Source organism: Micromonospora peucetia (genome assembly GCF_900091625.1).
In the GTDB taxonomy this organism is placed as follows: domain Bacteria; phylum Actinomycetota; class Actinomycetes; order Mycobacteriales; family Micromonosporaceae; genus Micromonospora; species Micromonospora peucetia.
Genome location: NZ_FMIC01000002.1, coordinates 3,503,262 through 3,529,830, shown reverse-complemented (window position 1 = coordinate 3,529,830; position 26,569 = coordinate 3,503,262). Strand labels below are relative to the sequence as shown.

Here is a 26,569-nt window from a genome sequence, read left to right as displayed (position 1 = left end):
TAGCGTGCTCGTATGGCTCAACACCGCACCGCCGCCGTGCTTCTCGCTGCGGCTGCCACCCTGATCGTCTCCGTCGGGTGCGACAACCTGTCCTTCCGCCGGCTCGACTACGACAACACCGAGGCGGTCCGGATCAGCAGCATCCGGGTGCTCCCGGGGGCCGGCGACGTGACCGTCCGCGCCATCGGCGCGCAGGACGAGGTGCGGATCAAGCGGGTGGTGCGCTACCAGGGCGGCCAACCCGACGCGACGTACGAGATCAAGGGCTCCGAACTGGTGCTGGACACCGACTGCGGCTCCCGGTGCAGTGTTTCCTACGAGGTCACCGCCCCGGCGGGGGTGAGCGTGCAGGGCGAGGCCGGCTCCGGTGACGTCGACCTCAGCAAGGTCGGCCCGGTGGAGATGCGGCTGGGCTCCGGCAACATCCGGGTGGCCGGCTCCAGCGGCCCGGTCCGCGCCGAGACCGGCTCCGGCAACATCGAGGTGGCCGGTGCCGGCGGCCCGGTCCGTGCCGAGGCCGGCTCCGGCGACGTCGAGGTCGACGAGGTCGCGACCGCGGTGACGCTGCGCACCTCCTCCGGCAACATCACCGGTCGCCGCCTCGGCGGCGGGGTGGACGCCGAGGCCGGCTCCGGTGACGTCACCGTCGAGCTCACGACGTCAGCCTCGGCGCGGGTGTCCGCCGGCAGCGGGAACGTCGAGCTGGTCGCGCCGGCGGGCCGCTACCGGGTGCGCTCCAGCACCGACAGCGGCGACGCCGAACTCGGCATCCCCGACGACCCGTCCGCCACGTTGCTGCTCGACCTCTCCACCGGCAGCGGCAACGTGACCCTCACCCAGCGCTGATCTCGACGGTCTCCGGCTCCCGGGCGGCCCGGGGCGCCGGCACCGCCGCCCGCCCGGCGGCCGGGCCGCCGGGCCCTCCTGCGGCGACCGGGTGGGCGGCGGCCGGTCCGTCAGCCGCCCGGGCGGCGACTGCGGGAGCGGTGGCCGGGTTGGGGCGGGTGCCGCCGGGGATCAGCTCCGGCGGCCGGCCGGCCGCCACGTCCTCCACCCAGCCGAACAGGGCGGTCACCACCGCGACCAGCGCGAAGACCAGCACCACCCGGATCGCCAGGCCGAGCGGGTCCTGGTGCGACCAGCCCACCACGTCGACCAGCGGGGTGAGCGCCACCACGAACGGCATGTGCCACAGGTAGACGGTGAGTGCCCGCCGGTTGAACACGGTGACCACCCGGCCGAACGCGGCGCTACGGTCCACCCAGGGCGCGCTCGCCGGCCCTCGGCCGAGCAGCACCAGGACGAAGGCCGCCGACCAGAGGGCGTTGCCCAGGGGGTTGTCGTTCAGGTCGTACCCGCGCGGCCCGGGGTGGGTGAAGATCCAGGCGGCCCCGGCGGCGGCGAGAGCCAGCGCGACCGGCACCAGCACCCGGTTGGTCAGGCGGCGCAGCATGCCGGCCTGGTGGGCGAAGCCGAGCAGCCAGGCGCCGAAGTAGAGCCCGAACTGGTGCAGCGCCACCGGCAGCGCCGGGAGCAGGCCCAGCTCGGCCGCCGCGAGCAGGGCGTACGGGGCGATCAGGGTGGGCACCGGGGCGCGCCGGAACAGCCAGAGGGCCACCGGTGAGGCGAGCACGAACCAGAGATAGTCGCGCAGGTACCAGATGACGCTGAGCGCGATCGCACCCCAGCCGTTGGCCGGTGGGTCGGCGATGGGAAAGAGCCAGAGCAGCACCTTGGGGCTCAGCGGCAACCCGGTGAGCAGCATGGCGGGTACGAAGACGGCGGCGAGCACCCAGAGCGACGGCAGCAGGCGCCGTAACCGGCGGACGACCGCTCTCGGTCCCCACCGTTGCAGTGAGGCCGCCATCAGCGAGCCGGCGAGCGCGAACATCACCGCCATCGCCGGGAAGACGAGGGTCAGCGTGGCCCAACCGGTGACGTGGTAGACGACGACTCGAACGATGGCCAGGAAGCGGAGCAGGTCCAGGTATCGGTTTCGCATCAGCCTGCATCTATGTCCGGGAATACGGGGGCTCTCTAATGCCTACCCTCCGAACTGGCTACGGCAAACAGCAGATGCCTCACCCGGACGTGACGTCCTCCATACAGCCGACCGGGACCGTTCACCCGTCGGCGGGCCGCGCCGGGGCCGGGGCACTCAGGCGCCCCGGCCCCGGCGTCAGAAGCCCAGCTTGCGCAGTTGCTTCGGGTCGCGCTGCCAGTCCTTCGCCACCCGGACGTGCAGGTCGAGGTAGACCCGGGTGCCGAGCAGTTCCTCGATCTGCTGGCGGGCGGTAGTGCCGACATGCTTGAGCCGGCTGGCCCGGTGACCGATTACGATCGCTTTCTGGCTGGGCCGCTCGACGTACAGGTCGGCGTAGATCTTCATGAGCTTGCCCTCGGGAATCATCTCCTCGACGACCACCGCGATGGAGTGCGGCAGCTCGTCGCGGACGCCCTCCAGGGCAGCCTCGCGGATCAGCTCGGCGACCAGCACCTGCTCCGGGTCGTCGGTGAGCATGTCGTCCGGGTAGAGCTGCGGCGACTCGGGCAGGTAGCCGGTCATCACGTCGACCAGGGTGTCCACCTGGTGCCCGGAGACCGCGCTGACCGGCACCACCTCGGCGAACTCGCCCAGCTCGCTGACGGCGAGCAGTTGCTCGGCCAGCCGCTTGCGGTCCACCAGGTCGGTCTTCGTGACCACCGCCAGCACGGTCGCCTTCAGCTCGGCCAGCTCGCCGGTGATGAACCGGTCCCCCCGCCCGATCGCCTCGTCCGCCGGGATGCAGAGGCCGATCACGTCGACCTCGCTCCAGGTCTGCCGGACCAGGTCGTTGAGACGCTCGCCGAGCAGCGTACGGGGACGGTGCAGGCCCGGGGTGTCGACCAGCACGAGCTGGGACTCCGGGCGGTGCAGGACGGCCCGGATGATGTGCCTGGTGGTCTGCGGCTTGTTCGAGGTGATGGCGATCTTCTGCCCGATGATCGCGTTGGTCAGCGTCGACTTGCCGGCGTTCGGCCGGCCGACGAAACAGGCGAAACCGGCCCGGTAGGGGCGCTGCTGGGGGTCGCTCACGCCGCTGCCCCGCCCCGCTCGGCGGTGGCACCGGGCGCCACCCCAGCCCGCCCGACGGTCCGCCCGCTCACTCGGCCACCGTGCCCAGGACGGCGCCGTCCGGAGCGGCCACGTGGATCGGCGCGTCCGCGGCCAGGTCGCGTACCGCCGCGTGCCCGGCGCCGTCCAGCGTCGACGCCTCGGTGACCACCGCCGCGGCCTCCAGCCGGGTCGCGCCGGCCGCCACCGCCGAGGCCACCGCGAGCTGAAGCGCGGTGATCGTCAACGAGGGCAGCGAGACACTCGCCGCGGCGTACGTCCGGCCATCCTGGTCGCGGACCGCCGCGCCCTCCACGGCGCCCACCCGGCCGCGCGCGCCCCGGGCCAGGACGACCAGCTTGCCGTCCTCGGCGCTCAGCTCGACCGGGTCGGACGGGGTGGGCCGGGTGGCCGGTACGGCGGGTGACTCAGGCATCGGCGGGTTGCCTCTCCTCGGATCGGTTCGGGTCGTCCCGGGGTTCGGCGCGCTCGCCACGGCCCGGGCCGTTCTGTGCGTCGGTCGACTCCGCCCGGCTCACCAGCACGGTGTCGATCCGGTTGCGTCGGCCGGTGGTGCCCTCGGCGATCAACTGGAGCCCGGCCACCTCGACCTCCGCCCCGGGAATCGGGACCCGGCCCAGGGACTGGGCGAGCAGGCCGCCGACGGTCTCCACCTCGTCGGTGGGGAGCTCGGTGTCGAACAGCTCGCCAAGGTCCTCCACCGGGAGCCGTGCGGTCACCCGCACCGCCCCGTCGTCGAGGTGCTCGACCGGCGGGCGCTCGACATCGTACTCGTCGGTGATCTCACCGACGATCTCCTCCAGGATGTCCTCGATGGTGACCAGCCCGCCGGTGCCGCCGTACTCGTCGACGACGATGACCAGGTGGTTGCGGGCGGCCTGCATCTCCGAGAGCAGGTCGTCGACCGGCTTGGACTCGGGCACGAAGGTGGCGGGGCGCATCAGCTCGGCCACCGGGAGCTGGTGGTCCGCCGAGGCCCCGCCCTGGGTCCGCCGGATCAGGTCCTTGAGGTAGAGCACGCCGAGCACGTCGTCGACGCTCTCGCCGATGACCGGGATCCGGGAGAAGCCGGAGCGCAGGAAGAGCGCCAGCGCCTGGGAGAGCGTCTTGCCCTCCTCGATCCACACCATCTCGGTACGCGGCACCATCACCTCCCGGGCGATGGTGTCGCCGAGCGCGAAGACCGAGTGGATCATCTGCCGCTCGCCGTGCTCCACGACGCCGCGCTGCTCGGCCAGGTCGACCAGCTCGCGCAGCTCCACCTGGGTGGCGAACGGCCCCTCCCGGAAGCCGCGCCCAGGGGTGACCGCGTTGCCGATCAGGATCAACAGCGAGGCGAGCGGGTTGAGCGCCCGGCCCAGCCAGCGGACCAGCGGGGCGACGGACCGCGCGACCACGTACGCGTGCTGCCGGCCGATGGTGCGTGGGCCGACCCCGACCACCACGAAGCTGATCACGGTCATCGCGCCGGCGGTGACCAGCGCCGCGCGCCAGCCCGCGCCGAAGGTGTCCACCGCGACCAGCGCCACCAGGGTGGTGGCGGTCAGCTCGGCGAGCAACCGCAACAGCAGGAGCAGGTTGAGGTGTCGGACCACGTCTCCGGCGACGGTCTGGAGCGTCCGCGCGCCCCGCGCGCCGTCACGGGCCAACTCGGCGGCGCGGGCGGGCGAGACCGCGGCGAGCGCCGCCTCGGTCATGGCGATCAGGCCGGCCAGCACCACCAGGCCGGCCGCGAAGACCAGCAGTTGCAGGTCGGGCAGGCCGGTGGCGCCGGCCGCCAGTATCGGGATGTTCATCACCGGGACCGGGTCGACCGCCAGCTCGCCAGCAGCCGGGCCTGCAGGGCGAACATCTCCCGCTCCTCCTCCGGCTCGGCGTGGTCGTAGCCGAGCAGGTGCAGCACGCCGTGCACGGTGAGCAGGTGCAGCTCGTCGGCGGCGGTGTGGCCGGCGGTGGTGGCCTGCTTGGCCGCCACCTCCGGGCAGAGCACGATGTCGCCGAGCAGCGCGGGCTCGCCGCCGGCGGCGGTCGTCTCGCCGGGCCCGTGGTCGACGCTGCCCTCGTCCATGGGGAAGGCGAGCACGTCGGTCGGGCCGTCGCCGCCCATCCACCGGTGGTTGAGCTCGGTCATGTAGTCGATGTCGACCAGCAGCACGGACAGCTCGGCGAGGGGGTTTACCCCCATCTCGTCGAGGGCGTGCCGGGCGACGGCGAGCACGGCGTCGGTGTCGACGTCGACACCGGACTCGTTGGCGATCTCGATGGACAACTGTCTTCCCTCGGTCTAGCGGCGCCGGCCGGCCCGGCCGCCCTGGGCGGACCGCCCGGGCACGGCGTGCACGCTCTGCGCCTGCTGGTTCTCCCGCTCGGCGTCCCAGCGGGCGTACGCGTCGACGATCTCCCCGACCAGTTGGTGACGGACCACGTCGGAGCTGGAGAGCTGGGCGAAGTGCACGTCCTCGACATTCTCCAGGATCTCCCGGACCACCCGCAGGCCGCTGGTCGTCCCACCGGGCAGGTCCACCTGGGTGACATCACCGGTGACGACGATCTTGGAGCCGAAACCGAGCCGGGTGAGGAACATCTTCATCTGCTCGGGCGTGGTGTTCTGCGCCTCGTCGAGGATGATGAACGCGTCATTGAGCGTCCTTCCCCGCATGTATGCCAGCGGCGCGACCTCGATGGTGCCCGCCGCCATCAGCTTGGGGATGGATTCCGGGTCGAGCATGTCGTGCAGCGCGTCGTAGAGCGGGCGCAGGTAGGGGTCGATCTTCTCGTTGAGCGTGCCGGGCAGGAAGCCGAGCCGCTCACCGGCCTCGACCGCCGGCCGGGTCAGGATGATCCGGCTGACCTGCTTGGCCTGCAACGCCTGGACGGCCTTCGCCATCGCCAGGTAGGTCTTGCCGGTGCCGGCGGGGCCGATGCCGAAGACGATGGTGTGCGCGTCGATCGCGTCGACGTAGACCTTCTGCCCCAGCGTCTTGGGACGGATGGTGCGACCGCGCCGGGAGAGGATGTTGAGCGTGAGGACCTCGGCGGGCCGCTCGGCGCCGCCCTGCTCGAGCATGCCGACGGTACGCCGGACGGCGTCAGTGGTCAGGGTCTCGCCTTTCTCGATGAGCTCGAGCAGCTCGCTGAAGATCCGCTCGGTGAGGGCGTTGTCGGCGGGGGCGCCGGTGATGGTGATCTCGTTGCCCCGGACGTGCACGTCGCTGCCGACCGAGCGCTCGACCAGTCGCAGGATCTCGTCACCCGCGCCGAGCAGGTTGACCATGATCTTGGAATCCGGGACGGTGATCCTGGTCTGCACCCGGGGCGGGCCGGGAGGTGGGGTGCCGGTCATAGGTCGGGCCGAGGGGCCCTGCGCACCTGCTCTCGATCTCGGCGCCGGGCCTGCTGGCGCGGCGCGCTGACGTTACTGCCATCCTATCTTTTCAACAGCGGCGGCACCCTGCCCATTTCCGCGGGGTACGGCACAGGCGGGGCAGGCCCGCGTCGGCCTCACCCCGCCCGGGTCGCACCGCCCGTCAGGAACCGGAACGGAAGTCGTACCGCTCGAAGGTCTCCTGGTGCCGGGTGAACCGGTAGGTGGCCCAGTGCATCCGGACCACCGTGCCGTGCTCGTCCCGGGTCAGCCGGAGCAGCTCCCCCGCCTCCCGGCCGGAGACCGTACGGAACACGTCCGGCCTGTCCGGCAACGCGACGAAGACCGACGGTGGCCGGCCCGCCGGGTCGTCGGCGCCCCGGGCCCGCAGCTCGCCGTCGTGCCAGGAGAAGACGTACTCGAAACCCTCGCCCCACCAGCGGCCGAGCAGCCCGCGTACGCCCTCCGGGGCGGGCGCACCCGGCCGCCACGGCGCGATGTCGGCCGGGTCGTGCTCGACCGCGGCGGCCAGCAGCCGGTGCGGCAGGTCGATGACCTCGCCGGCGGTGCCGGAGGAGCCGAGCACCGCGACGCCCATCGCACCGGGGGTGCCCTCCCCGCCCCGCCGGCCGTAGACGCCAGCGAGGAAGCCGGGCATGGCGCCGTCGTGGCCGACGTGCATGATCCGCTCGCCCTGCGGCACCAGGATCAGCCCCAGCCCGAAGCCGCCGGCCCAGAGCGTCTCGTCGGTGACCGTCGCCGGCCAGCGCATCTCGTCCAGCGTCGCCGGGGCGAGCACGGCGCCGGCCGGGTCCAGCGCCGCCGGGTCGGCGAGGAAGGCCGCCCAGCGGGCCATGTCGGAGGCGGTACTCCAGAGCTGCGCCGCCGGGCCGACCGCCCCGAAGTCGGTGGGCGGCTCAGGGTGCGCCTCGTCGGAGTAGGCGTCGACCAGGAAGCCCGTCGCGGCGTGCGGCCCGGGCGTCGCCGAGGTCTCGGCCAGTCCCAGCGGGGTCAGCACCCGCTCGCCGAGCACCTCCGCCCAGGAGCCGCCCCGCAACTGGCCGACGAGCCGGCCGAGCAGTGCCATGCCGAGGTTCGAGTAGTGGTAGCGGCGGCCCGGGGGCAGCACCCGCTCGGCCCGGGCCAGGTCGGCGGCCAGCCCTTCGACGTCCGGCATTCGCAGGGTGTCCCAGACGTCGCCGTACGGTTCCCGTTGCAGGCCGGCGGTGTGCGACAGCAGCCGGCGTACCGTCAGCTCGCCGTGGGCCGGCAGGTCCAGGTGCCGGCCCAGCGGGTCGTCGAGGTCGAGCAGGCCGTCGTCGCGGCACTGGAGCGTCAGCACGGCCGTGAACGTCTTCGTGACCGACCCGATCCGGAACCGGGTGCCCGGCCCCAGCTCGGTGTCGTTGCCGGTGCCGCCGACAGCGCACGTCCAGAGCGGCCGGTCCGCCCGGTGCAGGGCCGCCGACACCGCCGGCACCCGGCCCTGTGTTTGGACCGTACGGACCATCCGGGACAGCCGGTCGTCGACCGCCGTCACGCCAGGTTCCGGGCCAGCATCGGGCCCAGCGGCACTCCGCCGAGCAGGTGTGCGTGCGCGTGGAAGACCTCCTGGCCGCCGTACGCGCCGGTGTTGAACATCAACCGGAAGCCGTCGCCGAGCAGCCCCTCGTCCTCGGCCACCGCGGCGGCCGTGGCGAGCACCTCCCCGGCCAGCGCCGGATCACCCTGGGCGAGCGTCGCCACGTCGGCGTAGTGCTCCTTCGGGATGACCAGCACGTGCACCGGCGCCTTCGGGTCGATGTCGCGGAAGGCGAGCGTGGTGGGGGTTTCCCGGACGATCGTGGCCGGGATCTCCCCGGCGACGATCCGGCAGAACAGGCAGTCGGTTCCCATCGGGGCAGTGTAAGGAAGGGCACCTTGTCAACGCCTGCGGTAGCGGAAGGGTCCCTTCCTTACGCTGGGTGGGCCGGCAGGGCATGATGGCCGGCGTGACTTCACGGGCGGTACTGGTGACCGGGGCATCGCGCGGCATCGGACGGGCGGTGGCGACCGCGTTCGCGGCCGGCGGCGACCGGGTGGCGATCCACCACCGCGACTCGGCGGAGCTGGCCGAACGGCTGCGCGCCGAACTGCCCGGCGAGGGGCACGTGGTGGTCCGCGCCGACCTGAGGGACCCGGACGCCGTACGGGGCATGGTGGACGAGTCCGCCGGCCTGCTCGGCGGGCTGGACGTGCTGGTCAACAACGCCGGGGTGTACGGCGAACGGAACGCCCCGCACCCCGTCTTCGGCGCCTCCTACGAGCAGTGGCGCGCCCAGTGGCGGCAGGTGCTGGAGACCAACCTGACCGGCGCGGGCAACGTCATCTGGTGCGCGGCGCAACACATGCGTGACCGGGGCGGCCGGATCGTCAACGTCTCCTCCCGGGGAGCCTTCCGGGGTGAGCCGGAGCAGCCGGCGTACGGGGCGAGCAAGGCGGGACTGAACGCGCTGGGGCAGTCGCTGGCGGTGGCCCTCGCCCCGTACGGCATCACGGTCGCGACGGTCGCCCCGGGCTTCGTGGAGACGGAGATGACCACCGGTCACCTGAGCGGGGAGCGGGGCGCCGCGATCCGGGCGCAGAGCCCGTTCAACCGGGTGGCCCGCCCCGAGGAGATCGCCGCCGCCGTGCACTGGCTCGCCTCCCCGCAGGCGGAGTGGGCCTCCGGCACCATCGTCGACCTCAACGGCGCCTCCTACCTCCGCACCTGACCCGTTCGCCCTCGGCAGGGGCTGCGGTCACCAGTGGCCCAGGCGGGTGGCGAGGACCGCGAGGGCGGCCACCCCGGCGGTGGAGGTACGCAGCACCGAGGGGCCCAGCCGGACCGGGCGGGCGCCGGCGGACCGGAACGCGTCCAGTTCGGCGTCGGCGATGCCGCCCTCCGGGCCGACGACCAGCACGATCTCCCCGGCGGCGGGCAGCTCGACGGCGGTCAGCCGGTCCCGCGCCTCCTCGTGCAGCACGAACGCGGCGGCGGCACCCGAGATCCGGTGGGCCACCCGGGTCGTCGACTCGTCCGGCGTACCGGCGACCACGGGCAGCCAGGCGCGGCGGGCCTGCTTGGCCGCCTCCCGGGCGGTCGCCGCCCACTTCTCCCGCGCCCGTACGCCCCGGTCGCCGCGCCACTGGGTCACCGACCGGGCGGCGGCCCAGGGCACGATCTCGTCCACGCCGACCTCGGTCATCGCCTGCACGGCCAGCTCGCCCCGGTCACCCTTGGCGATGCCCTGCACCACGACCAGGCGCGGGACGGACGCGTCGACGTACCCACGGGAGGTGATCTCGAGGTCGAGGGTGCCCCGGCCGACGGCGGTGACCACCGCCTCGGCCGTGCCGCCCAGCCCGTCGGCGAGCAGCAGGTGCTCACCGACGCGCAGCCGTTGCACGGTGGCGGCGTGGTGCCCCTCGGGGCCGTCGAGGGTCAGCCGGTCGGCGATGGGCAGCGGGTCGACCAGGAACAGCGGCGCGGACACGACGATCAGGCTAGTCGCCCCGGCGGGCACCGGGGCAACGACCCGGGACCGTCAGGCGTGGCCGTTGAAGGCATCGCGCATCCGGGAGAAGAAGCCACCCTGCTTGCTGAGCTCGGCGACCTCCTCGCCCCGGGTCTTGGCGAAGTCGCGCAGCATCCGTTCCTGGTCGGCGTCGAGCTTCGTGGGGGTGCGTACGTCGAGGTGGACGTAGAGGTCGCCCCGGCCGGTGCCGCGCAGGTGCGGTACTCCCCGGGCCCGCAGCCGCAGCGTGCTGCCCGGCTGGGTGCCGGCCTTGACGTCGACCGTCTCCTCGCTGTCCAGCGTCTTGATGGTCAGCCGCGTGCCCAGCGCCGCCGCGGTCATCGGCACCGTGACCCGGCAGTGCAGGTCGTCGCCCTTGCGGGAGTAGACGTCGTGCGGCCGCTCGTGGATCTCCACGTAGAGGTCGCCGGCCGTGCCGCCGCCCGGGCCGACCTCGCCCTGCTGGGCGAGCCGGATGCGCATGCCGTCCTCGACGCCGGCCGGGATCTTGACGGTCAGCGAACGCCGGGTGCGGACCCGGCCGTCGCCGGCGCAGGTCGGGCAGGGGTGCGGAATGGTGGTGCCGTGGCCCTGGCAGACCGTGCACGGCCGGGCGGAGACCACCTGACCGAGGAAGGTGCGCTGCACGGACTGCACCTCACCCCGCCCGGCGCACGCCTCGCAGGTGGCCAGGTGGGTGCCGGCTGCCGTGCCGGCGCCGGAGCAGGTCGTGCAGAGCACGGCGGTGTCGACGGTGATCGGCGCCTCGACGCCGAACGCGGTCTCGTGCAGGTCCAACTCCAGCCGCAGGATCGCGTCGGCGCCGGGCCGGGTGCGCGGTCGGGGACCCCGCGAACCGCCGGCCGCGCCGCCGAAGAACGCGTCCATGATGTCCTGGAAGCCGACGAACGGCCCGGCGCCACCGGGGCCGCCCGGACCTCCCGCGCCCCCGCCGCCGGGGGCGAGCGGGTCGCCGCCCAGGTCGACGATCTGCCGCTTCCGGTCGTCCGAGAGAACCTCGTACGCGGCGTTGATGTCCTTGAACTTCTCCTGGGCCTCCGGATCCGGATTCACGTCCGGGTGGAACTGTCGCGCCAGCTTGCGGTAGGCGCGCTTGATCTCGTCGTCGGAGGCTTCCCGGCTCACCCCGAGAATGCCGTAGTAGTCCCTGGCCACTGCGTTCCGTGTCCTCATGTTCGTCTCGCGTTGCGCCGGTCGGCGGCCGGAGCCGGCCGTCGGCCCTGACTGGTCAGTTCTGGGCCAGCAGCTCGCCCACGTAGCGTGCCACGGCCCGTACCGTGGCGATGGTGCCGGGGTAGTCCATCCGGGTCGGCCCGAGCACGCCGAGGCCGCCGACGCTGGTCGAGCCCGGCCCGTAGCCGGTGCTGACCACCGAGGCGGCGCGCAGGTTGTCGATCTCGTTCTCGTCGCCGATCAGCACCCGCGTCGTGGTCGGCTCGGCCTCGCCGATCAGCTTGAGCATCACGACCTCCTCCTCCAGCGCCTCAAGGATGGGGCGCAGGGAGCCCTGGAAGTCGAGCAGGCCGCCGCGGGTGAGGTTGGCCGTGCCGGCCAGCGCGATCCGCTCCTCGTGCCGCTCGATCAACGTCTCGAGCAGCACGGTGGAGAGGGTGGTCATGGCTGGCCGCAGGTGCGGCACCGACTCCTCGACCAGAGCCTGCACGAGCGGTGGGGTCTCCGACAGCCGAGAGCCGACCAACTTCTCGTTGACCAGCCGGCGCAGGTCCATGACCTGGTCGGCGGGGATCGGCGCGGGCAGCTCGACCAGCCGCTGCTCGACCCGGCCGGTGTCAGCGATCATCACCAGCATCAGCCGGGTGGTGGAGATCGGCACCAGCTCCAGGTGACGCACGGAGGAGCGGGCCAGGCTCGGGTACTGCACGACGGCGACCTGCCGGGTGAGTTGCGCCAGCAGCCGGACGGTGCGGTGCACCACGTCGTCGAGGTCGACGGCGCCGACCAGGAAGCGCTCGATCGCCCGGCGCTCGGCCGGACTGAGCGGCTTGACCCGGGACAGCCGGTCCACGAAGAGCCGGTAGCCCCGGTCCGTGGGCACCCGCCCCGCGCTGGTGTGCGGCTGGCGGATGTAGCCCTCCTCCTCCAGCACGGCCATGTCGTTGCGGACGGTGGCCGGGGAGACCCCGAGCTGGTGCCGCTCGACCAACGCCTTGCTGCCGACGGGCTCCTGCGTGGCGACGTAGTCCTCGACGATCGCGCGCAGCACGGCGAGTTTGCGGTCGTCGAGACCCATTCTCCCCACCTCCTGTCGCACGTCGCCGCCGGCATGTGTTCGGGCCGGGCGGGCTGCTGGCACTCGACTGTAGCGAGTGCCAGTCTACGTCGGCGGGGCCGCCGACGCGATGATCAACCCCGGGTGATCAGTCCGATCGGCGACCCCGCGGGCCACCCGACGGCGCCGGGAACGGGTCATTCGGGCATCCCGGCCGGTGTCACACTGGTGCGTCCTTGCCGGCTGCACCTACCGTGACCTCCATGACTGAACCACCTCGCCCACCCGGAGCGGGGGACCCCGGCTTCCAGCCGGACCCGGCCGCCCCGTCGGGGGTTCCCGGCCCTTCCGGCTCCGACGAACCCACCACCCCGCTCTCCGGGGCCCCGGCCCCGGGCAGCCATCCCCCGCCCGGTGGCTATCCGCCACCCACCGGTGACCAGCCACCGTCGGGCGGCTATCCCCCACCTGGCGGTTACCCCCCGCCCGGTGACTATCCCCCGCCTGGCGATTACTCCCAGCCCGGTGGCTATCCCCCGCCTGGCGATTACTCCCAGCCCGGTGGCTATCCGCCGCCCGGCGGCTATCCCCCGCCGGGGGCCGGCTATCCGGCCGGTGGCGGCTACGGCCCGCCGACGGGCGGCTACGCCAGTACCGAGGACAAGAACTGGGCCCTCATCGCCCACTTCGGCGGCGCGGCCGGCGTGATCGTCGGCGGCGGCCTGCTCGGCTGGCTGGCGCCGGTCATCGCGCTGATGGTCCGGGGGCAGCAGTCGCCGACCGCCCGCGCGCACGCCGTCGCGGCGCTGAACTTCCAGCTCACCTGGACGATCATCGGCGTGCTGAGCTGGGTGCTCACGCTGATCACCTGCGGCGTGCTGTTCTTCGTCCCGATGCTCGTCTGGCTGGTGCCGCTGATCTTCGGGATCATCGGCGGGGTGAAGGCCAACGAGGGCGTGCTCTACCGCTACCCGATGACCTACAGCTTCGCCAAGTGACCCGGGCCGGCCGCTCCCCCGGCCGGCCCCGGCACGCGGTTCAGGGCAGCAGGTCGCGGACGACCGCGTCGGCGAGCAGCCGGCCCCGCAGGGTCAGCACGGCCCGACCGGCCGCGTACTCGGCGGCGGCCAGCAGCCCGTCGGCGTGCGCCCGCCCGGCACCGGCCCGGCCGGCGTCGTCGAGGGCGTCCAGCGGCAGCCCGGAGGCGAGGCGCAGCCGGAGCATGACGTCCTCCATGTGCGCCTCGTCGCCGGTGAGCACCTCCCGGGCCAGGCCGGGCGACCCGCCGGCGGCCAGCCGCTTCGCGTACGTCGTGGGGTGCTTGACGTTCCACCAGCGCACGCCGCCGACGTGGCTGTGCGCCCCCGGGCCGAGCCCCCACCAGTCGGCGCCGGTCCAGTAGAGCAGGTTGTGCCGACACCGGGCCGCCTCGTCGCGGGCCCAGTTCGACACCTCGTACCAGGACAATCCGGCCGCGCCGAGGGCGGCCTCCGCGGCGAGGTAGCGGTCCGCGGCGACGTCGTCGGAGGGGTACGGCAGCTCGCCGCGCCGCATCCGGGCGGCGAGCCGGGTGCCGTCCTCCACGATCAGGGCGTACGCGCTGACGTGGTCCACCCCGGCGGCCACGACCTGGTCGAGGGAGGCGGCGAAGTCCGCCTCGGACTCCCCCGGCGTGCCGTAGATCAGGTCCAGGTTGACGTGGTCGAACCCGGCGTCGCGTGCCTCACGGGCGGCGGCGACGGCCCGGCCGGCGCTGTGCGTGCGGTCGAGGATCGCCAGCACCCCCGGCGCGGCGGACTGCATGCCCAGCGAGATCCGGGTGTAGCCGGCGGCCCGCAGTGCCTTCAGCGATGCCGGGGTGACCGACTCCGGGTTGGCCTCGGTGGTCACCTCGGCGTCGGGCGCGAGACCCCAGGTGCGGTCGATGCCGTCGAGGATCCGGGCCAGATCGTCGGCGGGGAGCAGGGTCGGGGTGCCGCCGCCGACGAAGACCGTGTCGACCCGGGGCGGTGGGGCGTCGCCCAGCACCCGGCGGGCCAGCGCCAGCTCGGCGAGCACGATGTCGGCGTAGTTCTCCCGCCCGGCCCCGCCGCCCAGCTCGGCCGCCGTATATGTGTTGAAGTCGCAGTAGCCGCAGCGGCTGGCGCAGAACGGCACGTGCACGTACACGCCGAAGCCGCGCGCGCCGACGGCACGGGTGGCGGTGGCGGGCAGCGAACCGTCGACGGGGACGGTTTCGCCTTCTGGAAGGACGCCGGGCATGGCCACTAGTGTGCCCGGCATGACCTCTCCCGACGTGCTCGTGCGGGCCGCCACGGCCCGTGGGGTGACCACCCTCACCCTGGACAGCCCGCACAACCGCAACGCGCTCTCCACGCCGCTGATGACCCAGTTGCTGGCCGGGCTCGCCGAGGCGGTCGCCGACGACGCCGTACGCGTGATCGTGCTCGACCACGCCGGCCCGGTCTTCTGTTCCGGGGCGGACCTGAAGGAGACCGCCGCCGCGTACGCCAGCGGGGCGGTGCCGGCCGGGATGCTCGGTGACGTGCTCGCGGCGGTCTGGGAGTGCCCGAAGCCGGTGGTGGCGAAGGTGGCCGGTCCGGCGCGGGCCGGCGGCCTCGGCCTCATCGCGGCGGCCGACCTGGCGGTGTGCGCGCAGGAGGCGACGTTCGCCTTCACCGAGGTGCGGATCGGCGTGGTCCCGGCGGTGATCTCCGCGACCGTGCTGCCCCGGCTGCACCCCCGCGCGGCGGCCGAGCTCTATCTGACCGGCGACACCTTCGACGGCCGACGGGCGGCCGAGATCGGCCTGGTGACCGCCGCCGTGCCCGCGGACGAGCTGGACGCGGCGGTTGCGGGGTACTGCGACTCTCTGGTGCGGGGGGCACCGGGCGCGCTGGCCGGGGCGAAGCAGTTGCTGCGTCGGCCGCCCGCCGCGGACCTGCGGGCGGAGGTCGCCGGGCTGTCCACCCTCTCGACCGGGTACTTCCTGTCGGAGGAGGGACGCGAGGGCGTCCTGGCGTTCCGGGAGAAGCGGTTGGCACGCTGGGTGCCCACCGCCGACGGTGACGCCGCGACGGGCACCGGCCGGTAGACCGGGGACCAGTCACGGCGGAGGTCGGTGACACCGGGGGCAGAAGCCGGCCGGCGGCACCGGAACGGGTGAGGCCGCGGGAAACGGGAACGTCCGGACTCCGCCCTGCCGGGGCCGCCGGAGAGGGTGCGGGCGTCCGCCCGGCGACCGACGCCGGGCCCGACGATCAGGGAGAACCGGTCGGACGACTCGGAAGACGCCACCGGGGACGTACGCTTGTCGGACTGTCGATCAGGGGGTGTGGGTGCGTACTCGGGCAGTCGTGGCGAGCGGCGTTGTCCTCGTCGTCCTCGCCGCGCTCGGGATCTGGATCGCCATCCGACAGATGGGCGGGCAGTTGCGCCTGCCCCTGTCCACCCGCACCTGCACGGTGCAGGCGGACGGCCGGGTGGTCCTGGACGCCGATCAGATGGCCAACGCGGCGACGATCGCGGCGATCGGCATCCAACGGAAGATGCCCGATCAGGCTGTCGTGGTGGCGCTGGCCACCGCCTACCAGGAATCCGGCCTGCGCAACCTCGCCGGCGGCGACCGCGACTCGGTCGGGCTGTTCCAGCAGCGCCCGAGCCAGGGTTGGGGCACCCCGGAGCAGATCCGCGACCCCCGGTACGCGGCCAGGAAGTTCTACACCGCGCTGAAGAAGGTGCGCGGCTGGGAGCAGATGCGGGTCACCGACGCGGCGCAGAAGGTGCAGCGCTCGGCCTTCCCGGAGGCGTACGAGAAGTGGGCGGACGAGTCCGAGGTGCTGACCCGGGCCCTGGTCGGACACGCCACCGGCGCGGTCGCCTGCACGGTGGGCCGCGACCCGGTGATGCGTGGCGAGGCCGCGGCGAGCGCGCTGACCCGAGGCCTGGCCCTGGACTGGGGCCTGGCCGGCGTGGCGGATCTGACCGGCCTGACGGTCCCGGCGGCCGACGAGCGCCGGGGCTGGCGGTACGCGCACTGGCTGGTCTCCCACGCCCAGGACCACGGCGTGAAGCGGGTGCGCTTCGGCGACCTGGAGTGGACGGCCCGCGACGGCACCTGGAACCGGACGGATGACGCCCCGGCCGCCGGGCGGGTCGTGGCGGAGGTCTTCGCCGAGGCGTAGTGGCCTCGATCTCCTTACCGGCGGTCACCGCACAAACCGGCATTGCCGACCTTACCTCACATCACGCCCCGGCTAAATTACGGAGCGTCGCACCCTCGCTCCCCACAGTCCGGACAACGGTCGCATATCGTGCTGGGCGGTACCCCGCCCCGAAACCGGCGCGTTACGATCGGCGGCCTGTGCCAGCAATGGTTTCGCATCATGGGGAGGGGTACGTCGAGGTGTTCGACTACGGCGACCGGACCGGTTACGAACCGATCAGTGACACCGACCGCAAGGAGTTCCACGAGCAGGGCTTCCTCCTGCTGCGCAACGTCCTGACGGAGGACCACCGGGCGGCGCTGGAGGCGGCGGTGGACCGCGTCTACGCCGAGGAGAAGGCGAAGGGCGGCACCACCAAGGACGGCACCCTGCACCTGCTGGGCTTCCTGGAGCGCGACGAGCTCTTCGGCGACCTGCTGACCCACCCGATCGCCTTCCCGTACATGTGGGGCCTGGCCGGCTGGAACATCTACACCCACCACAACCACCTGGACGTCACCCCGCCCGCGGCGGAGCCGGAGAAGCCGTACTGGGGGTGGCACCAGGACGGGTACCGGCAGAACTCCGACCCGGAGACGATGGACCCGAACCTGCCCCGGCCGATGTTCTCGCTCAAGGTGGCCTACGTCCTCTCCGACCTGTCGGAGAACGGCCGGGGCGCCACCAAGGTGATCCCGGGCAGCCACCTGTGGAACTCGCTGCCCCGCCCGGCGGACACCTCCGTGCACAACCCGGACCCGGAGGGCACGGTGGAGATCACCGCCAAGCCCGGTGACGCCTTCATCTTCGACCGCCGCCAGTGGCACTCGCGGTCCACCAACCTGTCGACCATCACCCGCAAGATGCTCTTCGTCGGCTACACCTACCGGTGGATCCGGCCGCTCGACGAGCTGCACATCGACAAGGACGGCGAGTGGTGGGCCAACCGCACGCCGGTGCAGCGCCAGCTCTGCGGTGAGGGCACCCACACCGCCAACTACTGGGGCATCAACTGGGACGGCTACATCGACGACGAGATCCCGCTGCGCAAGGAGCTCAAGCAGCGCGGTTCGCTCGACCGTAGCGTGCCCTGGCTGCGCTGAGCCGGTCACTCCGGCACGCGCCGAGGCGACGCCGAACGGGCCCCCTCCCCCACGGGACGGGGCCCGTTCCCGTTCGCCCGCCCGGTCGTCACTTGCGGGAGTTCGCCCGCCCGGTCGACGGACGTCCTTTGCGGGCGGGGCCGGTCAGCTCCGGCCGGCGAGCCGGCGGCGCACCTTCTCCTGAATCTGCTCCGGGAGGTCCGGCGCGTCGAGCAGCCGGGGCAGCAGCTCCGGCTCCAGGCTCATGGCCCGGAACACCTCGCCGATCGTCACCCCGTGCGCGGGCCGGTCCACCACCTCGACCGGGTCCCCCGCGCCGACCTCTCCCTCGTGCAGCACCCGCAGGTACGCCCCCGGCGTCGCCCGCACCGTGAACCGCCTGATCAGGTCGGGTACGCCCCAGAAACCGGCAAAGGTGGTGCACGGCGTCCGTGGCTTGGTCACCTGGAGCAGCGCCGACCCGACCGCCCACCGCTCGCCGATCACGGCGTCCGTGACGTCCACCGCGTACGTGGTCAGGTTCTCGCCGAAGCCGCCCGGGCGGATGCTCCGACCGATCTCCGCCGACCACCAGGCGGCGTCCTCCTCGGCGTACGCGTAGACCGCCTGGTCCGGGCCGCCGTGGTGGGCGCGCTCGCCGATGAAGTCGCCGGCGACCCCGTCCACGCCCAGCAGCACCGGGCCGTCGACCGGCCGCTTGTCGATGCCGCTGCGACCGCTCGCGTCGCCCGCCCATTCCGCCTCGGTCACGCCGCCGAGGTTCACCGATGCCAGCCTGCCCGTCATGGCGGTCAGCCTAGCCCGCCCCGCAGACCGCCCCGACGCGTGTGCGTCAGCCCTTGACGGCGCCGGCTACCAGCCCGGAGACCATCCGTCGCTGCACCAGCAGGAAGAAGACGATCACCGGCAGGGTGAACAGTGTGGAGGCGGCCATCACCGGGCCCCAGGCGGTGTCGTCGCGGCCGAAGAAGAACGTCATCGCGACCGGCAGGGTGTAGCTCTCCTGGTCGTTGATGAAGGTCAGCGCGAAGATCAGCTCGTTCCAGGCGGTGATGAACGAGAAGATGCTGGTGGCCACCAGTCCGGGCGCCACCAGCGGGAAGAGGACCTTCCGGAAGATCTGCGCCCGGCTGGCCCCGTCGATGGCAGCGGCCTCCTCCAGTTCCTTGGGCACCGCGGCGACGAAGCCACGCAGCATCCAGACCGCGAACGGCAACGAGAAGCCGAGGTACGTGAGGATCAGGCTGGGCAGGGTGTTGTAGAGCCCGAGCCGCTGGATCATCAGGAACAGCGGGATGACCAGCGCCTCCAGCGGGATCATCTGCACCACCAGCAGCATGATCAGGAAGCTGGTGCGCAGTTTGAACCGGAACCGGGCCACGGCGGTGGCGGCCAGCAGCGCGACCAGGCCGCTGAGCACCACGGTGGAGACCGCGACCAGCACACTGTTGAGGAAGAAGTCGCCGAAGGTGACGCCCGGGATCAGGTTGCCGGTGAGGATCTGCCGGTAGTGCTCCAGGGTCGGCTCGGTGGGCAGCGGCCGGGGCGTGCTCGAGAAGATCTCCGAACTCGGCTTCAGCGAGGTGGAGATCATCCAATAGACCGGGAAGGCCGCGAAGAGCGCCACCAGCAGCCCCGCGCCGTTGAGGGCGATCCGCTTCACGCCTGCGCCGCCGCCGCGTCGCGTCACGCGTCCTCCTCCTGCTTGAGCACCATGCGGACGTAGAGGCCGGTCACCATCAGCAGGATCAGGGTGAGGATCACCGCGATCGCGGCGCCGAGGCCGTACTTGGGCGGGGGCGAGAACGCCTCCGCGTACGAGTAGATGGAAAGCATGAACGTCGGCCGGTCCTGAGTGCCGCCAGCCAGCACGAACTGCTGGGTGAAGACCTTGAAGTCCCAGATGGTGGAGAGCACGACCAGGATCCCGAAGACCGGTCGCAGCAGCGGGAAGGTGATCTTCCAGAACACCTTCCACGGCCCGGCCCCGTCGACCCGGGCCGCCTCGTGCAGCTCGCTCGGCACGCTCTTCAGCCCGGCCAGCACGCTGACCGCGATGAACGGGAACGAGTGCCAGACCACCACCAGGGTCAGGATCGAGAAGAACAGCAGGGGCGAGTTGAACCAGCCGTAGCCGGTCCAGTCGCTGCGCCCGAAGAGGCTCTGCGACAACCCGTCGGGCAGCGCGTTGAACAACCAGGTGACCAGCCCGCTGGTGTCGTCGAAGATCCACTTCCAGACGATCGTGCCGGTCAGCGCCGGGGTGGCCCAGGCGAGCATCACGCAACTGGCCACGAAGGCGGCCATCCGCCTGCCGAGCCGGTTGAGCAGCAGCCCGACCAGGGTGCCCAGGACCATCGTGAGCGCGACGTTGGCCACGGCGAAGAGGACGGTGTTGCGCAGCACCGTCAGGAAGAACGGATCGCTGAGGATCTCGGCGTAGTTGCCGAAGCCCACCCACGGCCACTCGCGGTCGCCGCGCAACTGTCGGACGTTGTTGAGCCGGTGGAAGGACATCACCACCACCTGGCCGAGCGGCCAGAGCAGCAGCACGCCGATGATCACCAGGCAGGGCAGGAGCAGCAGGTAGGGCAGGCGGTCCACCCGGCGACGCCGCCGCGCGGGGGTCTCCCGCGCGGCGGCCGTCTCCGGCGCCTCGGTCAGCGTGGTCACTTGGAGTTGAGAATGCTTTCCATCTCCGCGGCCGCGTCGGCGGTAGCCTTCTCGACCGTCTTCTGACCCTTCATGACCGAGCTGTTCATCGCCTGGGTCACCGTCTTGGTCCGGCTGACCTCCACCCACTTGGGGGTGAGCGGCGTGAGCTTGGTGTTCTGCATCGTGGTGGCGAACGCCGCCATCATCTTGTCGCTGGCGTACTTGTCGCCACCGACCAGGTCCTTGTAGACCGGGAAGAAGCCGAGGCTGTCGGCGAAGGCCTGGTCGTTCTTCTTGTTCAGCAGCACGGTCATGTAGTCCCAGGCGAGGTCCTGCCGCTCGCTGTCCTTCCAGAGCGCGATGTCGGAGCCGCCAGCGAAGGCGGGCGCCGCCTTACCGTCGGGGCCGGGGATCGGGAACGTTCCCCAGACCTTCTCGATCTCCGGGTTGTCCTTCTTGATGGCACCCTGCTGCCAGCTGCCGCCGAAGGCCATCGCCGCCTTGCCGGTGGCGAACTGGGTCCGGGCGTCGATCTCGTTCCAGCCCGCGGCGGCCGGCGGGGCCACCTTGTGCACGGTCACCATCTCGGTCCAGAACTTGACGGCCTTCTGCGCCTCGGGCGTGTTGTAGCCGGACTTCCAGGAGTCGCCCTGCTTGGTCGCGATCTCCGCGCCGGCGCCCCAGAGGAACGAGTAGAAGGGCAGCTCGGAGTTGCCGGGCAGCGCGATGCCGTAGGTGCCCGGCTTCTTGGCCTGCACCGCCTTGGCGGCGGAGAGCATCTCCTCCCAGCTGGTCGGCGGCTTCACGCCCGCCTCGGCGAACCAGTCGGTGCGGTAGTACATCCCCCGGACGCCGGCGTACCACGGCACGCCGTACTGCTTGCCGTCGAGCTGGGCGTTCTTGACCAGGTCGGGCAGGAGGTCCTTGCCCTCGGTCCAACCGTTCATCCGCTCGGTCACGTCGGCCAGCGCCTCCTGCGCCGCCCAGCCCTGGGTCTCGGTGTTACCCAGTTCGGTGATGTCCGGTCCCTCGCCACCGGCGAGCGCGGCCTGGAACTTCTTGGGCGCCTCGAGCCAGGGGATGTACTGGACCACCACGTCCGTGTCCGGGTGCTTCTGTCGGAACTCGGTCTCGACGCCGTCGAGGAACTTGGTCTGCGCCTCGCTGCCCTCGCCCATCATCCAGACCGTGAGCTTGCTGTTGTCGGCGGCTTTGTCCTCATCGGAGCCACCACAACCGGTCAGGACCATCGCGGCCGAGGCCACGACGGCGGTGACCGGGGCCAGCCGCTTCCACCTGTTCACGCCACATCTCCCTCGCGCCGCTTGGCACTTACCTTCTCCGCCGCACCTTAGTAGGAAAAATTCCTTTACGACAGTGGGCGGTCCGGCGAAGGAGAGGCGACGTTACCGCAGTGAATGGATCATGCGCGGCCGGGCGCGGGGGCAAAACCGGTCGCACCAGACGATCAGGGCGTACGCGAAACGGGCGCCCGACCTGTCGGTCGGACGCCCGTCGAACGCGGTACGGGGATTACCGGTGGGTGACGCTGCGGCGACGACCGACACCGGCGACCAGCGCCACGGCGATCGCAGCCACCACCACCTGAACCAGCAGTTCCGTCCAGTCGATACCGGCGGTCTCGGTGGCGATACCCATCGCCCGAGCCAGCACGGTGCCCAGCAGCGCGGCGCCGACACCAATCAGCATGTGCAGCCAGATCGGCATGTTCTGGCGGCCCGGCACGAGCAGGCGACCCAGAGCGCCGACAATGAGACCAACGATGAGCGCAGTGAGGATGCCCCAAACGGTGAGTTCCACGTCGCCCTCCTCCTCTAAAGAATCAGTTCCACGATCCGTGGAGTTCCTGTCGTGACCATCAAGTTCCCGACCCACCGAAAATCCAAACCGGTCCGACCGGCGTAGGACGACGTCGTGCGTCAATGGCTTACCGCTGACGACTGCCGCGGCACGATCATCCGCGCAGGCGGCGCCCTTGTGACCGGCGGGCGGAACCCGGGGCGTCGGGGCCGAAAGATTCCTTCGACGCGAACGGCCGACGCCCCGGCCGGGCGGGACCACCGAGGGGTCCGCAGCCCGGCCGGGGCGCCGGCCGTCGTACGTCGTCATCCGCCGGCGGACCGGCGGCGCCTCACTTCTTGCCGGGGGCCTTGCCGTCGCCGGAGTCGGAGGAGAGCGCGGCGATGAAGGCCTCCTGGGGGACCTCCACCCGGCCCACCATCTTCATCCGCTTCTTGCCCTCCTTCTGCTTCTCCAGCAGCTTGCGCTTACGGCTGATGTCACCGCCGTAGCACTTGGCGAGCACGTCCTTGCGGATCGCCCGGATGGTCTCGCGGGCGATCACCCGGCTGCCGATCGCCGCCTGGATCGGCACCTCGAACTGCTGGCGCGGGATCAGGTTGCGCAGCTTCGCCGCGATCGTGACGCCGTAGTTGTACGCCTTGTCCTTGTGCACGATCGCGCTGAACGCGTCCACCGGCTCACCGTGCAGCAGGATGTCGACCTTCACCAGGTCGGACGCCTGCTCGGTGGTGGGCTCGTAGTCCAGCGAGGCGTAGCCCTTGGTGCGGCTCTTCAACTGGTCGAAGAAGTCGAAGATGATCTCCGCGAGGGGCAGCGTGTAGCGCAGCTCCACCCGGTCGGCGGAGAGGTAGTCCATGCCGAGCAGGGTGCCCCGGCGGCCCTGGCAGAGCTCCATCACCGCGCCGACGTAGTCGTTCGGGGTGAGCACCGTGGCGCGCACGACCGGCTCGTACACCTCGGCGATCTTGCCCGTGGGGTACTCGCTCGGGTTCGTCACGACGATCTCCTCGCCGTCCTCCGTGATGGCCCGGTAGACCACGTTCGGCGCGGTGGAGATGAGGTCGAGGTTGTACTCCCGCTCCAGCCGCTCCCGGATGATCTCCAGGTGCAGCAGGCCGAGGAAGCCGCAGCGGAAGCCGAAGCCGAGCGCGCCCGACGTCTCCGGCTCGTAGTCGAGCGCGGCGTCGTTGAGCTTGAGCTTGTCCAGCGCCTCGCGCAGGTTGGGATAGTCGGAGCCGTCGATCGGGTAGAGGCCCGAGTAGACCATCGGCTTCGGGTCCTTGTAGCCGCCCAGGACCTCCTTCGCCGGCCGGGTGTTGATGGTGATCGTGTCACCGACCCGGGACTGGCGGACGTCCTTCACGCCGGTGATCAGGTAACCCACCTCGCCGACGCCGAGCGCGTCGGCCTTCACCATCTCCGGCGAGATGACGCCGATCTCCAGCAGCTCGTGCACGGCGGCCGTGGACATCATCTTGATCCGGTCGCGGGCGCTGATCCGCCCGTCGATGACCCGGACGTAGGTGACCACGCCGCGGTAGACGTCGTAGACCGAGTCGAAGATCATCGCCCGGGCGGGCGCCGCCGCGTCGCCGACCGGGGGCTTGAACTGCCGGACGATCTCGTCGAGCAGGTACGGCACACCCTCGCCGGTCTTGCCGGAGACCCTGATGCAGTCCGCCGGGTCGCCGCCGATGAGGTGCGCCAACTCCTCGGCGTACTTCTCCGGCTGGGCGGCCGGCAGGTCGATCTTGTTGAGCACCGGGATGACGTGCAGGTCGTTCTCGAGCGCCAGGTAGAGGTTCGCCAGGGTCTGCGCCTCGATGCCCTGCGCGGCGTCGACCAGCAGCACCGCGCCCTCGCAGGCGGCCAGCGACCGGGACACCTCGTAGGTGAAGTCGACGTGACCCGGGGTGTCGATCATGTTGAGCACGGCGGACTCGCCGGTCCGGTCGCCCTCCCGGATGGTCCAGGGCATCCGGACGGCCTGGCTCTTGATCGTGATGCCGCGCTCGCGCTCGATGTCCATCCGGTCGAGGTACTGCGCACGCATCTGCCGGGGGTCGACCACACCGGTGAGCTGCAACATCCGGTCGGCCAGGGTCGACTTCCCGTGGTCGATGTGGGCGATGATGCAGAAGTTCCGGATGCGCTCCGGGTCGGTGGAACCAGGAGCGTTCGCGCCGGAATCGAGCGTCGGTGGCACAGCGGTCCGTTCTGGTCGGCTGACGTGAGCGGGCCGGCGACGCCAGCCCCCTCTATGCTCCCACGTCGCCGCGTCGCGTCCGCTGCGCGGGCGAGCCCCGCGCCAGGAACACCCGGTCAGCGCCGCCCGGCCGGCGTCACTCGGCGGGTGGTTCCACGAAGAGGGCAGCCAGCTTCGGCAGCCGCCGCTTCGCCTCCTCCTCGTCGTCGAAGTCCCAGAAGTCGTTGAGGTCGGGCACCGGCGCCGGCTCCCGGTCCGCCGGCAGTTCGGCGGCGGTGGCCCGGCGGTACGCGTCCCACGGCACCGCCAGCATCTCCGAGCCGGAGAACTCCTCCCCGCTCAGCGAGGCCGCCCGGACCTGCGGCAGCCCGGCCAGCGAGTCCGGGTCGGCGACGGCACGGGCGAACACCTCCCGACCCTGGGTCATCAGCCAGCCCCGGAAGTGGTGGAAGCCCTCGTCGGACACCCCACCGTTGATCAGGTAGGCGGCGCCCCAGAGGTCGACCTTGTGCGAGGCGGACAACACCCGGGCCTGGTGGTGGGCGTACCCGACGATGTCCTCCGGGTCACGCTCGGCGAGCAGGGCGACGGCCCGCGCGGCGACCGCGTGCGGTTCTCCCCCGCCACCTGCCCGGGCCCGGTCGATCAACTGCCAGAAGTCGTCGGTCCTCATGGCCTGGCAGTCTGGCAGACCGCGCCGCTCCCGCCCCGCTACGGGAACCGCCGCGCGGCCGGGTCGCGCGCCGAACGCCGTCGCGGTGCGACGGAACACTCCGCCCGGCAGCATGGTGACGTGACTCCGACCTCCCCGCCTCCCGTGCCGTACCACGCGACCGCCCGCCGGCCGGAGTGGGCGACGCTGCCGGCGACGCTGCGCACCGCCATCGGCGACCGGCTCGGCGCGCCCGTGGTCGAGGCCCGGACCGCCGGCGCCGGCTTCACCCGGGGCTTCGCCGCCGTGCTGCACACCGCCGCCGGGGGCCGGGCCTTCGTCAAGGCGGCGGCCACCGCCGAGCAACCGCGACTGGTCGACTGGTACGCCCGGGAGGCCGCGATCCTCGACCGACTCCCGGACGGGCTGCGGGTACCCCGCCCCCGGTGGACGCTGCACGAGGCCGGCTGGTTCGCACTCTGTCTGGACGCCGTCGACGGGCACACGCCCCGGCTGCCCTGGGCCCCGGCCGAGCTGGCCGCCACCCTGACCGGGTACGCCGACGTCGCCGCCGCGCTGGCCACCGCCCCGGCCGGGCTGGTCGGGATCGGGCTGCCCCACCTCGCCGACCTGGCCCGGGACGACATCCTCTGGTGGGGCGAGGTGGTCGCCGGCCGGGAGCCGGCACCGTCGCTGCCCGTGCCGGTCCGGGACCGCCTGCCCGACCTGGCCGCGCTGGAGTCCCGTCTCCCGGTGTACGCCGCCGGCGCGACCGGCCTGATCCACGGCGACCTGCGGCTGGACAACGTGCTGATCGACGGGGCGGGGCAGGCCTGGTTCTGCGACTGGACGTGGCTTTGCCACGGGCCGGCCTGGTTCGACCTGGCGACCCTGCTGCTCACCGCGTACGCCGACGGCCAGGACGCCGACGCGCTCTTCGCCCGGCACCCGACGGCGGCTGGCGCACCCTCCGACGCGTTGGACGCCACCCTCGCCGCCCTGTCCGGCTACTTCCTCACCACCGCCGGCTCGACGCCAGGGACCGCGTCGCCGCACCTTCCGGCGCACCAGCGGTGGAGCGGCGAGCAGGCACTCGGCTGGCTCGCCCGCCGGCAGGGCTGGAACTGACCGGAGCCCCCGGCTCTTCTTGCCAGACCTCCCGGCTCTTCTTGCCGGGCCGCCTGCCCCCTGGCGGGGCCGAGCCGTTTTGGCTCGTCCCGGGCGACCTGGTAACCTGGCGATTCGCGTAGTGATGACGCATGCTCGTCGCGCGCGGAAGCAGACCAACCCGAGCTATCAAGACGAGGCTGTCGCGTGGCGAACATCAAGTCCCAGATCAAGCGCAACCGGCAGAACGAGAAGCGCCGGCTGCGTAACAAGTCGGTCAAGTCGTCGCTGAAGACCGCCGTCCGGAAGTTCCACGAGGCCGTCGAGGCTGGTGACGTCGAAAAGGCCACCGCCCTCATGCAGGACGCCTCGCGCAAGCTGGACAAGGCAGTCAGCAAGGGCGTGATCCACACGAACCAGGCCGCGAACCGCAAGTCCGCGATCTCCAAGCGCGTGGTGTCGCTCTCCGCCTGACGAGGCGACCTCAGACCTGACCGGAAGCCCCGGGCACTTCCCGGGGCTTCCGGCTGTCTGCCGTTCCGCGTTCCGCA

The 26,569-nt window shown here is 72.0% G+C and carries 27 protein-coding genes; 8 read left to right on the top strand and 19 right to left on the bottom strand.

Annotation, left to right across the window (positions count from 1 at the left end; translation table 11 throughout):
• Positions 1 to 12 precede the first annotated feature (12 nt).
• Positions 13 to 846: a DUF4097 family beta strand repeat-containing protein gene (locus tag GA0070608_RS16560; RefSeq protein ID WP_091628978.1), complete on the top strand. Its 834-nt coding sequence runs from the start codon at positions 13 to 15 to the stop codon at positions 844 to 846.
• Here GA0070608_RS16560 and GA0070608_RS16555 read toward each other — a convergent pair.
• The 8 genes from GA0070608_RS16555 to GA0070608_RS16520 form a co-directional block, all read right to left on the bottom strand.
• Positions 833 to 2,002, bottom strand: a complete 1,170-nt coding sequence (locus GA0070608_RS16555; protein WP_091628976.1) for an acyltransferase family protein — start codon at positions 2,000 to 2,002, stop codon at positions 833 to 835. The two genes, GA0070608_RS16560 and GA0070608_RS16555, sit on opposite strands and share 14 nt — an antisense overlap.
• A 177-nt stretch (positions 2,003 to 2,179) precedes the next feature.
• Positions 2,180 to 3,076, bottom strand: coding sequence for a GTPase Era (era, locus tag GA0070608_RS16550; protein ID WP_091628973.1), 897 nt, complete (start codon positions 3,074 to 3,076; stop codon positions 2,180 to 2,182).
• Positions 3,077 to 3,143: 67 nt separating this feature from the next.
• On the bottom strand, positions 3,144 to 3,530 hold the full coding sequence (locus GA0070608_RS16545) for a cytidine deaminase (protein WP_091628971.1): 387 nt from the start codon (positions 3,528 to 3,530) through the stop codon (positions 3,144 to 3,146).
• On the bottom strand, positions 3,523 to 4,935 hold the full coding sequence (locus tag GA0070608_RS16540; protein ID WP_091635280.1) for a hemolysin family protein: 1,413 nt from the start codon (positions 4,933 to 4,935) through the stop codon (positions 3,523 to 3,525). Before GA0070608_RS16540 ends, GA0070608_RS16545 begins: the two co-directional genes overlap by 8 nt.
• On the bottom strand, positions 4,911 to 5,384 hold the full coding sequence (gene ybeY, locus GA0070608_RS16535; RefSeq protein ID WP_091628969.1) for an rRNA maturation RNase YbeY: 474 nt from the start codon (positions 5,382 to 5,384) through the stop codon (positions 4,911 to 4,913). The genes GA0070608_RS16540 and ybeY overlap by 25 nt, the downstream gene beginning before the upstream one ends.
• A 15-nt stretch (positions 5,385 to 5,399) precedes the next feature.
• Entirely contained in the window at positions 5,400 to 6,458 is a 1,059-nt protein-coding gene (locus GA0070608_RS16530; protein ID WP_091628966.1) for a PhoH family protein, read from the bottom strand.
• A gap of 184 nt (positions 6,459 to 6,642) precedes the next feature.
• Positions 6,643 to 8,019 (bottom strand): serine hydrolase domain-containing protein, encoded by a 1,377-nt coding sequence (locus GA0070608_RS16525; protein ID WP_091628963.1) that lies wholly within the window; start codon positions 8,017 to 8,019, stop codon positions 6,643 to 6,645.
• Positions 8,016 to 8,375: a histidine triad nucleotide-binding protein gene (locus GA0070608_RS16520; RefSeq protein ID WP_091628960.1), complete on the bottom strand. Its 360-nt coding sequence runs from the start codon at positions 8,373 to 8,375 to the stop codon at positions 8,016 to 8,018. The genes GA0070608_RS16525 and GA0070608_RS16520 overlap by 4 nt, the downstream gene beginning before the upstream one ends.
• A gap of 95 nt (positions 8,376 to 8,470) precedes the next feature.
• On the opposite strand from GA0070608_RS16520, the gene GA0070608_RS16515 reads away from it, so the two are divergent.
• Positions 8,471 to 9,232, top strand: coding sequence for an SDR family NAD(P)-dependent oxidoreductase (locus tag GA0070608_RS16515; RefSeq protein WP_091635276.1), 762 nt, complete (start codon positions 8,471 to 8,473; stop codon positions 9,230 to 9,232).
• A 27-nt stretch (positions 9,233 to 9,259) separates the two neighbouring features.
• Here GA0070608_RS16515 and GA0070608_RS16510 read toward each other — a convergent pair whose 3' ends face one another.
• From GA0070608_RS16510 to hrcA, 3 genes are all read right to left on the bottom strand, one after another.
• The gene (locus GA0070608_RS16510; RefSeq protein ID WP_091628957.1) at positions 9,260 to 9,994 is read right to left on the bottom strand and encodes a 16S rRNA (uracil(1498)-N(3))-methyltransferase; all 735 of its coding nucleotides are present in this window, start codon (positions 9,992 to 9,994) and stop codon (positions 9,260 to 9,262) included.
• 51 nt (positions 9,995 to 10,045) lie between these two features.
• The gene (gene dnaJ / locus GA0070608_RS16505) at positions 10,046 to 11,191 is read right to left on the bottom strand and encodes a molecular chaperone DnaJ (RefSeq protein WP_176733970.1); all 1,146 of its coding nucleotides are present in this window, start codon (positions 11,189 to 11,191) and stop codon (positions 10,046 to 10,048) included.
• Between the two features lie 73 nt (positions 11,192 to 11,264).
• A complete protein-coding gene (hrcA, locus tag GA0070608_RS16500) occupies positions 11,265 to 12,287 on the bottom strand; it encodes a heat-inducible transcriptional repressor HrcA (protein ID WP_091628953.1) in 1,023 nt (340 codons plus the stop codon).
• Positions 12,288 to 12,529: 242 nt separating this feature from the next.
• On the opposite strand from hrcA, the gene GA0070608_RS33975 reads away from it, so the two are divergent.
• Positions 12,530 to 13,264 (top strand): DUF4870 domain-containing protein, encoded by a 735-nt coding sequence (locus GA0070608_RS33975; protein WP_091628950.1) that lies wholly within the window; start codon positions 12,530 to 12,532, stop codon positions 13,262 to 13,264.
• A 40-nt stretch (positions 13,265 to 13,304) separates the two neighbouring features.
• Here GA0070608_RS33975 and hemW read toward each other — a convergent pair whose 3' ends face one another.
• A complete protein-coding gene (gene hemW / locus GA0070608_RS16490; protein ID WP_176733969.1) occupies positions 13,305 to 14,528 on the bottom strand; it encodes a radical SAM family heme chaperone HemW in 1,224 nt (407 codons plus the stop codon).
• Between the two features lie 19 nt (positions 14,529 to 14,547).
• On the opposite strand from hemW, the gene GA0070608_RS16485 reads away from it, so the two are divergent.
• The 3 genes from GA0070608_RS16485 to GA0070608_RS16475 all read left to right on the top strand — a co-directional run bounded on the left by GA0070608_RS16485 (position 14,548) and on the right by GA0070608_RS16475 (position 17,574).
• Positions 14,548 to 15,360 carry an enoyl-CoA hydratase-related protein gene (locus GA0070608_RS16485; RefSeq protein ID WP_091628946.1) on the top strand — a complete coding sequence of 271 codons (813 nt, stop codon included), beginning with the start codon at positions 14,548 to 14,550 and terminating at the stop codon, positions 15,358 to 15,360.
• Between the two features lie 238 nt (positions 15,361 to 15,598).
• Complete coding sequence (locus GA0070608_RS16480; RefSeq protein WP_091628944.1) at positions 15,599 to 16,450, top strand: hypothetical protein; 852 nt, start codon at positions 15,599 to 15,601, stop codon at positions 16,448 to 16,450.
• Positions 16,451 to 16,638: 188 nt separating this feature from the next.
• A complete protein-coding gene (locus GA0070608_RS16475; protein WP_091628941.1) occupies positions 16,639 to 17,574 on the top strand; it encodes a phytanoyl-CoA dioxygenase family protein in 936 nt (311 codons plus the stop codon).
• 144 nt (positions 17,575 to 17,718) lie between these two features.
• Here GA0070608_RS16475 and GA0070608_RS16470 read toward each other — a convergent pair whose 3' ends face one another.
• From GA0070608_RS16470 to GA0070608_RS16440, 7 genes are all read right to left on the bottom strand, one after another.
• The gene (locus GA0070608_RS16470) at positions 17,719 to 18,360 is read right to left on the bottom strand and encodes an MOSC domain-containing protein (protein WP_091628939.1); all 642 of its coding nucleotides are present in this window, start codon (positions 18,358 to 18,360) and stop codon (positions 17,719 to 17,721) included.
• 46 nt (positions 18,361 to 18,406) lie between these two features.
• A complete protein-coding gene (locus GA0070608_RS16465; RefSeq protein ID WP_091628936.1) occupies positions 18,407 to 19,237 on the bottom strand; it encodes a carbohydrate ABC transporter permease in 831 nt (276 codons plus the stop codon).
• Positions 19,238 to 19,260: 23 nt separating this feature from the next.
• The gene (locus GA0070608_RS16460) at positions 19,261 to 20,247 is read right to left on the bottom strand and encodes a carbohydrate ABC transporter permease (protein ID WP_091628933.1); all 987 of its coding nucleotides are present in this window, start codon (positions 20,245 to 20,247) and stop codon (positions 19,261 to 19,263) included.
• Positions 20,244 to 21,533 carry a sugar ABC transporter substrate-binding protein gene (locus GA0070608_RS16455; RefSeq protein ID WP_091628931.1) on the bottom strand — a complete coding sequence of 430 codons (1,290 nt, stop codon included), beginning with the start codon at positions 21,531 to 21,533 and terminating at the stop codon, positions 20,244 to 20,246. The genes GA0070608_RS16460 and GA0070608_RS16455 overlap by 4 nt, the downstream gene beginning before the upstream one ends.
• Before the next feature lie 229 nt (positions 21,534 to 21,762).
• Positions 21,763 to 22,050 (bottom strand): GlsB/YeaQ/YmgE family stress response membrane protein, encoded by a 288-nt coding sequence (locus tag GA0070608_RS16450; protein WP_091628929.1) that lies wholly within the window; start codon positions 22,048 to 22,050, stop codon positions 21,763 to 21,765.
• Between the two features lie 331 nt (positions 22,051 to 22,381).
• Positions 22,382 to 24,259, bottom strand: a complete 1,878-nt coding sequence (lepA, locus tag GA0070608_RS16445; protein ID WP_091628927.1) for a translation elongation factor 4 — start codon at positions 24,257 to 24,259, stop codon at positions 22,382 to 22,384.
• Between the two features lie 136 nt (positions 24,260 to 24,395).
• Positions 24,396 to 24,932: a DUF4240 domain-containing protein gene (locus tag GA0070608_RS16440; RefSeq protein ID WP_091628925.1), complete on the bottom strand. Its 537-nt coding sequence runs from the start codon at positions 24,930 to 24,932 to the stop codon at positions 24,396 to 24,398.
• A 120-nt stretch (positions 24,933 to 25,052) separates the two neighbouring features.
• On the opposite strand from GA0070608_RS16440, the gene GA0070608_RS16435 reads away from it, so the two are divergent.
• Together GA0070608_RS16435 and rpsT are read left to right on the top strand one after the other, a co-directional pair.
• A complete protein-coding gene (locus tag GA0070608_RS16435; RefSeq protein ID WP_245715806.1) occupies positions 25,053 to 26,039 on the top strand; it encodes a phosphotransferase in 987 nt (328 codons plus the stop codon).
• 186 nt (positions 26,040 to 26,225) lie between these two features.
• The gene (gene rpsT / locus GA0070608_RS16430) at positions 26,226 to 26,492 is read left to right on the top strand and encodes a 30S ribosomal protein S20 (protein ID WP_091628920.1); all 267 of its coding nucleotides are present in this window, start codon (positions 26,226 to 26,228) and stop codon (positions 26,490 to 26,492) included.
• Positions 26,493 to 26,569 lie beyond the last annotated feature (77 nt).